The organism is Acinetobacter sp. RRD8 (genome assembly GCF_031844225.1).
In the GTDB taxonomy this organism is placed as follows: domain Bacteria; phylum Pseudomonadota; class Gammaproteobacteria; order Pseudomonadales; family Moraxellaceae; genus Acinetobacter.
The window spans coordinates 33,285-41,912 of the sequence record NZ_JAUZUU010000020.1 but is presented as its reverse complement, the minus strand read 5'-3'; the positions used below and the strand labels follow the sequence as shown (position 1 = coordinate 41,912).

At 36.9% G+C, this 8,628-nt stretch carries 7 protein-coding genes and 3 pseudogenes; 2 read left to right on the top strand and 8 right to left on the bottom strand.

Annotation, left to right across the window (positions count from 1 at the left end; all coding sequences use genetic code 11):
- Positions 1-32: 32 nt before the first annotated feature.
- From Q9R24_RS13360 to Q9R24_RS13345, 4 genes are all read right to left on the bottom strand, one after another.
- Complete coding sequence (locus Q9R24_RS13360; protein WP_004647846.1) at positions 33-527, bottom strand: flavin reductase family protein; 495 nt, start codon at positions 525-527, stop codon at positions 33-35.
- A gap of 97 nt (positions 528-624) precedes the next feature.
- Positions 625-1,668, bottom strand: coding sequence for a methionine synthase (locus Q9R24_RS13355; protein ID WP_180039080.1), 1,044 nt, complete (start codon positions 1,666-1,668; stop codon positions 625-627).
- Between the two features lie 50 nt (positions 1,669-1,718).
- Positions 1,719-2,702, bottom strand: a complete 984-nt coding sequence (locus Q9R24_RS13350) for a putative oxygenase MesX (RefSeq protein ID WP_004733167.1) — start codon at positions 2,700-2,702, stop codon at positions 1,719-1,721.
- A 168-nt stretch (positions 2,703-2,870) separates the two neighbouring features.
- Complete coding sequence (locus tag Q9R24_RS13345; RefSeq protein ID WP_311204670.1) at positions 2,871-3,602, bottom strand: hypothetical protein; 732 nt, start codon at positions 3,600-3,602, stop codon at positions 2,871-2,873.
- On the opposite strand from Q9R24_RS13345, the pseudogene Q9R24_RS13340 reads away from it, so the two are divergent.
- Positions 3,596-4,345 (top strand): annotated as a pseudogene (locus Q9R24_RS13340) (IS5 family transposase). The gene Q9R24_RS13345 and the pseudogene Q9R24_RS13340 overlap by 7 nt on opposite strands.
- 239 nt (positions 4,346-4,584) lie before the next feature.
- Complete coding sequence (locus tag Q9R24_RS13335) at positions 4,585-5,253, top strand: epoxyqueuosine reductase QueH (protein WP_287967140.1); 669 nt, start codon at positions 4,585-4,587, stop codon at positions 5,251-5,253.
- Here the strand turns inward: Q9R24_RS13335 and Q9R24_RS13330 are convergent.
- The 4 genes and pseudogenes from Q9R24_RS13330 to Q9R24_RS13315 all read right to left on the bottom strand — a co-directional run bounded on the left by Q9R24_RS13330 (position 5,250) and on the right by Q9R24_RS13315 (position 8,328).
- Positions 5,250-6,641: a methylenetetrahydrofolate reductase C-terminal domain-containing protein gene (locus Q9R24_RS13330; protein WP_311204671.1), complete on the bottom strand. Its 1,392-nt coding sequence runs from the start codon at positions 6,639-6,641 to the stop codon at positions 5,250-5,252. The two genes, Q9R24_RS13335 and Q9R24_RS13330, sit on opposite strands and share 4 nt — an antisense overlap.
- Before the next feature lie 188 nt (positions 6,642-6,829).
- Positions 6,830-6,946 (bottom strand): annotated as a pseudogene (locus Q9R24_RS13325) (putative oxygenase MesX); the annotation flags it as partial.
- A 9-nt stretch (positions 6,947-6,955) separates the two neighbouring features.
- A pseudogene (locus Q9R24_RS13320) lies at positions 6,956-7,072 on the bottom strand (transposase); the annotation flags it as partial.
- 50 nt (positions 7,073-7,122) lie between these two features.
- Complete coding sequence (locus tag Q9R24_RS13315; protein ID WP_311204672.1) at positions 7,123-8,328, bottom strand: integrase arm-type DNA-binding domain-containing protein; 1,206 nt, start codon at positions 8,326-8,328, stop codon at positions 7,123-7,125.
- Positions 8,329-8,628: the final 300 nt, after the last annotated feature.

Below are 8,628 nucleotides of genomic sequence, written 5' to 3'. Positions count from 1 at the left end.
CTTTAAAAAGATAAAAGAATTAAGGCATTGAGTTAAGCGTGTTCCAACTGACCCACTTGATGATAAGCACGGTTAAAATACACCAGACTTTCTTCTTGATCGCTTTGTTGAACTTTAAGAACACGACACATGAAAACACTGTGTGTACCGACTTGCTGAATATCTTGAATCTCACAGTCAAAACTGACCAAGGCATCTTTCAAAATAGGTGAACCAGTTTCCATAGTACTCCAATCACCGAGTTTGAAACGATCTTCTGAGCTGAATTTACTTGAAGCAAAAGCATTTGAAAGCTGTTCATGCTGAGTACTTAGTACGTTTACAGCCAAGACTTTATTTTCAACAAAATGGGCATGTGAACGGGAGGATTGATTCATACAGACTAATAACATTGGCGGTGTATCCGTCACGCTACATACGGCAGATGCAGTAAATCCATGCATACCTGTTTCACCCGAAGTCGTAATAACATTCACTGCTGTGGTGAGTAAAGACATTGCATTTCTAAAGTCTGTTGCTTCAATCATCTCTTTCATCTCAAATGTACATATCACGTGCTCGTGCATAAAGCTGGACAAATGACCTTGCGATGATTTGTTCTGCTTCGCACGAGACTACGTTTGATTAAGCTTCTAGCTCTTTACGAACAATGGCAGCACCTGCGCTTAAAGCTTCAAGTTTGCCACTTGCCACTTGGCGAGATAGCGGTGTCATACCACAGTTAGTTGAAGGATACAGTTTATCTGCATCAACAAATTGCAATGCTTTGCGTAGCGTATTTGCTACTTCCTCTGCAGTTTCCACTTGAGTGGTTGCCACATCAATTGCACCCACCATCACTTTCTTACCACGGATCAATTCGATTAAATCCATTGGTACACGTGAGTTTTGGCATTCAAGTGAAATAATATCGAGCTTAGATTGTTGTAGTTTCGGGAATGACTCTTCGTATTGACGCCATTCATTACCTAAAGTTTGTTTCCAATCCGTATTTGCCTTGATACCGTAGCCATAGCAAATATGCACAGCGGTTTCACATTTGAGTCCTTCAAGCGCACGCTCTAAGGTCGGAATACCCCAATCATTTACTTCATCAAAGAACACATTAAATGCAGGCTCATCAAACTGAATAATGTCGACACCTACTGCTTCAAGCTCTAACGCTTCTTGATTCAGAATTTTGGCAAATTCCCAAGCCAATTTTTCACGGCTCTTGTAGTGACCATCGTAAAGTGTATCAATCATGGTCATCGGACCAGGAAGCGCCCATTTAATTTGTTGATTGGTTTGGCTGCGCAAGAATTTCGCATCGTCTACAAACACGGCTTTTTTACGAGAAACATCACCCACAACAGAAGGTACACTCGCATCATAACGATTACGAATACGCATCGTTTCACGCTTTTCGAAATCCACACCTTCAAGATGCTCAATAAAGGTGGTTACGAAATGCTGACGGGTTTGCTCGCCATCACTCACGATATCGATACCCGCAGTGACTTGCTCATGTAATGATAATTTCAAAGCATCACGTTTAGCTTCTAATAATTCTTCGCCTTCAAGCTTCCATGCAGACCATAATTTTTCAGGTTCAGCTAACCAAGACGGTTTTGGCAAGCTACCCGCAGTTGAAGTTGGGAGTAAAAGTTTCGGTTGTGTAAGCGCCATGTCTAATCTTCTTTGTCTAAATTCGTAAATCTGTTTATCAATTTAATGGATTAAGCAGCTGTTTCGACTTCGAAATTTGCAGCCCATTCATTTAAAATGTCTTGATAAGGCTTAATGAAGTTTTCTTCCGTCCATTTACCTTGTTTAACTGCAAGCTCACCACGTTCCACACGGTCATAGACCACACGTGTAAGTGAATAATCGCCATAGCTTAGACTTGGTTGATACACCACACCTGCAGGAGAGTTGGTGTTGTAAATTTCAGGACGATAGATCCGTTGGAAACTTTCCATGGTTGCAATCGCGCTGATCAATTCAAAATCAGTATAATCACGGACTAAATCGCCAGCGAAATAGAATGCTAATGGTGCATTACCACCTTCTGGTTTAAAGTAGCGTACACGTAAACCCATTTTGGCAAAATATTCATCGGTACGTGAATATTCATCATTTTTGTATTCCACACCCAAAATAGGATGTACGTTGGCTGTACGGAAATACGTTTTAGAGGTTGAAACGCTTAAGCAAATGACAGGTTGTTTTTTAAATTCTGCTTTAAATACATCTGAATTGACTAAATGTTGATAAAGCTTGCCATGTAGATTGCCAAAATCTTCAGGTTTTTCACCTACACCACAACCCAATTGTGGCAATACCACACTGAAGTCGTAATCACGCACATAAGATGAGAAGCTATTGCCGATCATGCCTTCAATACGCTCACCTGTTTGATGGTCAATCACAACACTTTTAAGTGTTTCAATAAATGGGAAAGTTTGACCATTACCTTCAATATCAATTTCCGCAGAAATAATGTCAATCTCAAGTGAATAGCGATCACCTTTCGGGTTATCAACGGTTGCCAAGCTATTAAAACGGTTGTTGATCATCGCAAGGGTACGACGCAAGTTTTCTTCACGGCTTTCCCCACGTGCCAAATTGGCAAAATTTGTGGTTAAACGTGTGCTTTCTGCTGGCGTGTAGTTTTCATCAAAACGGATACGTTTAATTGAACACTCAAATGCTGTACTCATGGAGATTGCCACCTAAAAATTTTATAAAAAGCTAAATTTCTGAATGGCTGTATTTAAACGTGAATAAGAAAGTGAGTAAAACGATATAAATTCAGCTTAAGATGAGAAATACTCATCTTAATAAATTAAAGATTCTGAGGATTTTTAGTTATTCAGTAAGTTAAGCGGCTATCTAAAATCTTTATCTGAAATTGATAATGTTTTTTGCAACTCTACCAAAGATAATAAATCTCCAACTATCAAGTATGTGTAAATAACATAACGATCAGCTTCTTGCCTAGAAGTAATAATATCATGAGAACCTTTCTGAGCAGCTTTGAAAATAGCATCTAACCGCTCGCCCAAATATTTCATCTGTGAACCAACGATTTCCTCAAATCTTTTAGAGTCTGACTGCTCATCAACATATGCAATAATTCGATTTATATAATTATCCACACCTAATTTAATAATTTTAGTTTTACCATTGTCTAAATTAATAGTCTTATCCTCTCTAGCAGGATAAATCACATCAGCAGTATCTTGTAATATTCGCCTACAACTATGAACAGCATTTGACCAATCCTCTGAATCTTCGGACGTTAAATTCTCATAAACAGATGCAAATTTTTGTGCTGATAATGGTACTAAATCTCCAATTTTTCCGTCTACAAACTTTCTTGTTCTAGAAAAAATATCTGACGTAATTTTTGAATATTTTAGCTCATAATATTTATTAGACACATATTCGTATACAAAAGCTTGTCGTTTAATTAGAAATTGAGAGTTCGTGCTAATACCATCTCTTAAACTCTTTCTTTCTAAAAAATTACTAGGGCGTGTCCTCATTTGAAGAATTGGTTTTAAATACTTAAAATCCTCCTTTAAGCTCTTTTCATTTCTATATTTTTTCAATGGCACGTACTCTTCTCACTGATGATATTTGGCAGCAAATTCAAGATACTATGCGATTACATGGTTGTTACTGTTCAAAAAACAGTAGAAATATCATGGAAGCCATCTTATGGAAACTGCGCACAGGCGCCACATGGCGCGATATTCCTCAAGAATTTTGCCCTTGGCAAACTGCTTACAATCGCTTTAATCGCTGGGCAAGTAAGGGATTATGGGATAAATTTTTTTTAGATTACGAGGCGTCTTGGATCAAGAATGGGTATTCATTGACGGAAGCTACATACGCGTGCATCAACATGCAAGTGGAGCTCGGTATGGTTTCGAAAGAGCAATTGGACAATCACGTGGTGGACAAACAACAAAAATACATCTTGCAACCGACGCGAATGGATTACCGATTGATTTTAAAATCACTGGGGGTGACGTCCACGACAGTCAAGTTGCAAAACAACTGATTGATATTGTAGGCGAGGCAACATATCTCATTGCTGACAAGGGATATGATGCTGAGCACATTCGAATATGTGCTAAGAACAAGAATATGATTCCTATTATTCCATTGAGATCAAACAGTAAGAGATCGAATAAAGAATTTGATAAATATCTATATAAATTAAGATATTTAGTTGAAAACGCTTTTGCGAGATCAAAATATTTCCGTGCTATTGCAAACTCGATTTGATAAACTAGCACGCAATTATAAATCTATGCGTATAGCCTGCATATTTATTTGGTGCAAAGCCAAATGAGGACACGCCCTAATAATTTCTTCACTTAATTTTAAAGCTTCATACAATGACTCTTGATTAACTTGCAATGTTCTAATTCCAAAGCATTATTGTAGTTATTCTCCTATATACTTTAGTTCTTATTAAATTTCAATTAGTGAATTTCTTTCATCTTAACCTTAGAAAATATCAGTATATCAAATCCTTACTATCTAATTAAATCGTTAAAATATAGGGTTTAGATTTAAACCCATATAACTATGTCAAACAAACTTGAACGTCAGAAATTGACTCTCCCAGCAGGTCACGACAAGCTTCTGCTTCACTCCTGCTGTGCACCATGCTCGGGTGAAGTGATGGAAACCCTAATTGAATCAGGCATCGACTTTTCGATCTTTTTTTATAATCCCAATATTCACCCTGTCAAGGAATATGAAATCCGTAAGGAAGAAAATATTCGCTTTGCAGAAAAACATAATATTCCTTTTATTGACTGTGATTACGATACAGACAATTGGTTTGCACGTGCCAAAGGCATGGAAAATGAGCCAGAGAAAGGTATTCGCTGTACCATGTGTTTTGATATGCGCTTTGAACGGACTGCCCTTTATGCAGCTGAAAATGGCTTCAGCCTAATTAGTAGCTCATTGGGTATTTCTCGTTGGAAAGATATGAAGCAGATCAATGATTGTGGGCATCGTTCTGCTTCACATTATGAAGGTATCACCTATTGGGACTACAACTGGCGTAAAAATGGTGGTGCTGTTCGTATGCTTGAAATCAGCAAGAAGGAAGAATTCTACCAACAAGAATATTGTGGCTGTGTATACTCCTTACGTGATACCAACCGTTGGCGTATGAGCCAAGGTCGTGATCGCATCAAATTGGGCGTGAAATTTTATTCGAATGCCACGGATGATGAAAGCTAAGCTTCAGTCGCCAGATACCAATTTTTCCAGGAACTGGTTCCACGGACTTCAATGGGTACAGTTGGAATCAGTTTTTCTTTTAGAACGTCAGTCTGTCCCACGGCTTTGGCAAGTCGGGCTTTCACAGAATGAATGCATTCACGATCTCCAAACTCACAGCGATCCAATGTCGTACCACCACAAGGACCATTCGCCAATCCTTTGGGACAAGTTTCAGGGCAAATATATAAAGTATCTCCTAACCTACATTGACCACAACTTTCACAACCCACGACCCCTTGCTTAGAGATAAATTCAGTTTTTAACAATGCTTTTGCTGCAGGCGTATTTTCCCAGAATGAGGCTTTAAAAATAAAATGCCCCACACCTTTGGCAATTTTGGACTCAAATAGAGCCTTGTGCATGAAATGCAATTGCTGATATTTAATAAGCTGGCTAGAGGATGGTTGGCGGGAATAATAAGCTAATTCTGGCACGAGTTCATTTTTAGTCTTCACTTGCCACAGTGCATTCCAGAGTGCTTCGAGTTCCTGTAAACCATAATGTCGATATTGTTCAATATATTTTTCTAAAAGCTTTTGCTCTTCAGGCTTATGGCATGCTGAAAGATGCACACCTGCAAAACCCAAATATTTACACATCAATATTTGTATAGCACAACGTTTATAAGCATTCTCAGTTCGTCCATCCTGTTCTTCCTGAGCCAACACTCGTAACATGTGTGGTGTAATCACAATTCCTGCGACATTATGTTTCACCATAAAATTGGCACGTGCCAAACTAAGTGGCATAACACAAGCAAGTATATTTTGTGGGTATCGATGACGATTTAAAAAAGCCTTGGCTTGTTTTAAAGCCTCCATATCGTAACCCAACTGGGTAACGATAAAGTCTGCTCCTGCTTTAATCTTTTTGTGAAGTTTTAAATATTGTGCATCACGTTCAGCTTCAGCATATTTAAAGGGATTAAAAGCTACACCAATGTGAAATCCACCATAACACTTTGCGGCCATGACCGCATTTACAGACTCTAAATATCGGGTGCGATTCGTTCCATCTTGACCATTTGTATGCCCTTTTAACTTATCACCTGTGAGAAGCAGTAAATTTTTCTGTCCCGAAGCTTGAGTTGATTTTAAGAAGGTCTCAAAATCAGTAATATCCCGACCTTTCCCTGAATAATGGATGATTTTTTCCACTGATGAAGGAAATGTCTTCGCACATTCAAGTGGTGCCAAATCACTATCGGCATGCACTCGATCTGCAAAAGTGATCGCACATGGAAATTCTGCTAAAGACATTGGTACAGCAATGCCTTTAGCAGAACTTAAATATTCCAACAAAATACAAAACTGATTGTGCTTAAAATGGGAAGCAAGCTGTGACATAAAATAAAGTTCAAATAAAAATGATTGAAGCAGGTCGCTATTATATTCGACCTAACAGAATCAGCCCGATTAATCTTAATCAGGCTGATATAGAAAATTTTAGTTAACAATTATGCAATGAATCTATTCACTACATTCAATCAGGCAACTTTCTCATGAGATTCTCGCTCTAATGTGAAATGAAATGCCTATTCTTCAAGAATATTCTGATACGGCTTAATGAAGTTCTCTTCTGTCCATTTACCTTGCTTAAGATTCAATTGAACACGTTCAACACCGTCATAAACTTTACGAGTTAAGAGAAATCATCATTGTGAACAGACTATTTCTCTAAGTTGATTCATCACAACATGTAATTTATAGCCATAGAACCGGTCCATTGAGCTTTTACCACGAGATGCAATTTTAGATAATGATTTATGGCGGTGAATAGGTTTGTGCAACAAAGCTTATTCTAATTAAAACTTGGATTTCATAACCATTAATTTACAGTACAACTATCAATAAAATCGCCCCACCATTGCATCATTTCCATACGCTGATTAAAATATTCTGCATGATTATAACTTGCACGGGTTTTATTTTTATCAGTATGAGATAGCTGTGCTTCAATCCAATTTGATTGAAATAAACCGGATTCATTTAATATGGTACTAAATGTCGATCGTAACCCATGAGAAGTTAATTCATTTTTAGTATATCCCATTTTTCTGATAATCAAGTTCAGGGTATTAAAATGAATAGGTTTATTATTATTTCGCGGGCTAGAAAATACATATTTTTCGCTATGAGACCAAACGAGTGCTGATTTCACAACTTCAAGTGCTTGATCAGATAGTGGAACAAAAAAATCAGGGATATCATGACCTAAAATAACCTTTCTTCTATATTGTTTAATATGTAAGGCTGGTATTTTCCATATTTTTTTATCTAGATCGAAGTGATGTGGTTCACAAAGCAATAATTCTCCACCACGGACGCCTGTATATAGTTTAAATAACAGGGCTTTTTTAATAATAGGATCTGTATTAATCTGATTTAATTTAGCTAAGAAATTAGATAGTTCATCTGAATTCAAATGAGGATAGTTTTTCTTAATCTTATTGTTGACTAATATTTTATGAAGTCCATGTGCAATATTATATTCACAATACCCCATCGCTACCGCATAATCATAAATCTGATTTAAATAACTATAGGCTTTCTTTACAGGTTCTTTTACATTTCTAGATTCTATATTTTTAATAATCTTAACTAGATCATATCTTTTAATTTCAATAAATGGCATTAGTCCAATATTTGGATAAACATCCTGATCTAAACATTTTTTTGCGAGCTGAATTACACCGCATCGTGGTTCATCTTCAAAGGAATTTTTAATTTTAAATTCTAACCACTCTTCACAAATATCCTGAAAAGTTTTGATGTATTTTTTATGCAGTGGTTTATTTTCATAATTATTAAATTTATATTCATCCCGGACTGATCTGGCCTCTTTCAAGGACATTACAGGATATTCACCCAACTTCATGCGAGGACGTTTATTTGTCCCTGCAAGTGAATAGCGGTAACTCCAAGATTTACGTCCGTTTGGTTCTACCTTCAAACTTAAGCCGTCATCATCTGCCAGAAAATAGATTTTTTCCTTTGGTTTAGCTTGACGTACCTTAATTTCAGTAAGACTCATGAATTTTTAACCTAACCACAAATGGCACTGCTCAATTCAATTATAGCAAATTTAAGCGATATTCATATGATGCGTATCATACGCATCACATATTTTTATAAGTAATTGTTAAATAAAATTTATATTTAGATTGGTTATTCCCTAGTAACCAATTAATTAACCATTGATTTTGCAAGTCTTAAATTGGCATTTGAAGTGCAACCCCATGTTATGACTATTCACATTTCTGCTCCATCATTCATGGTTACTTATTAGTTATGTTATTATGTCAGGAGCGATACAAGAATTAGGGTAACCTTA

Excerpts from the sequence above, each read along its gene's own strand:
- Q9R24_RS13330 (WP_311204671.1), bottom strand. The coding sequence starts at position 6,641 with ATGTCACAGCTTGCTTCCCATTTTAAGCACAATCAGTTTTGTATTTTG.
- Q9R24_RS13315 (WP_311204672.1), bottom strand. The coding sequence starts at position 8,328 with ATGAGTCTTACTGAAATTAAGGTACGTCAAGCTAAACCAAAGGAAAAA.
- Q9R24_RS13360 (WP_004647846.1), bottom strand. The coding sequence starts at position 527 with ATGATTGAAGCAACAGACTTTAGAAATGCAATGTCTTTACTCACCACA.
- Q9R24_RS13355 (WP_180039080.1), bottom strand. The coding sequence starts at position 1,668 with ATGGCGCTTACACAACCGAAACTTTTACTCCCAACTTCAACTGCGGGT.
- Q9R24_RS13350 (WP_004733167.1), bottom strand. The coding sequence starts at position 2,702 with ATGAGTACAGCATTTGAGTGTTCAATTAAACGTATCCGTTTTGATGAA.
- Q9R24_RS13335 (WP_287967140.1), top strand. The coding sequence starts at position 4,585 with ATGTCAAACAAACTTGAACGTCAGAAATTGACTCTCCCAGCAGGTCAC.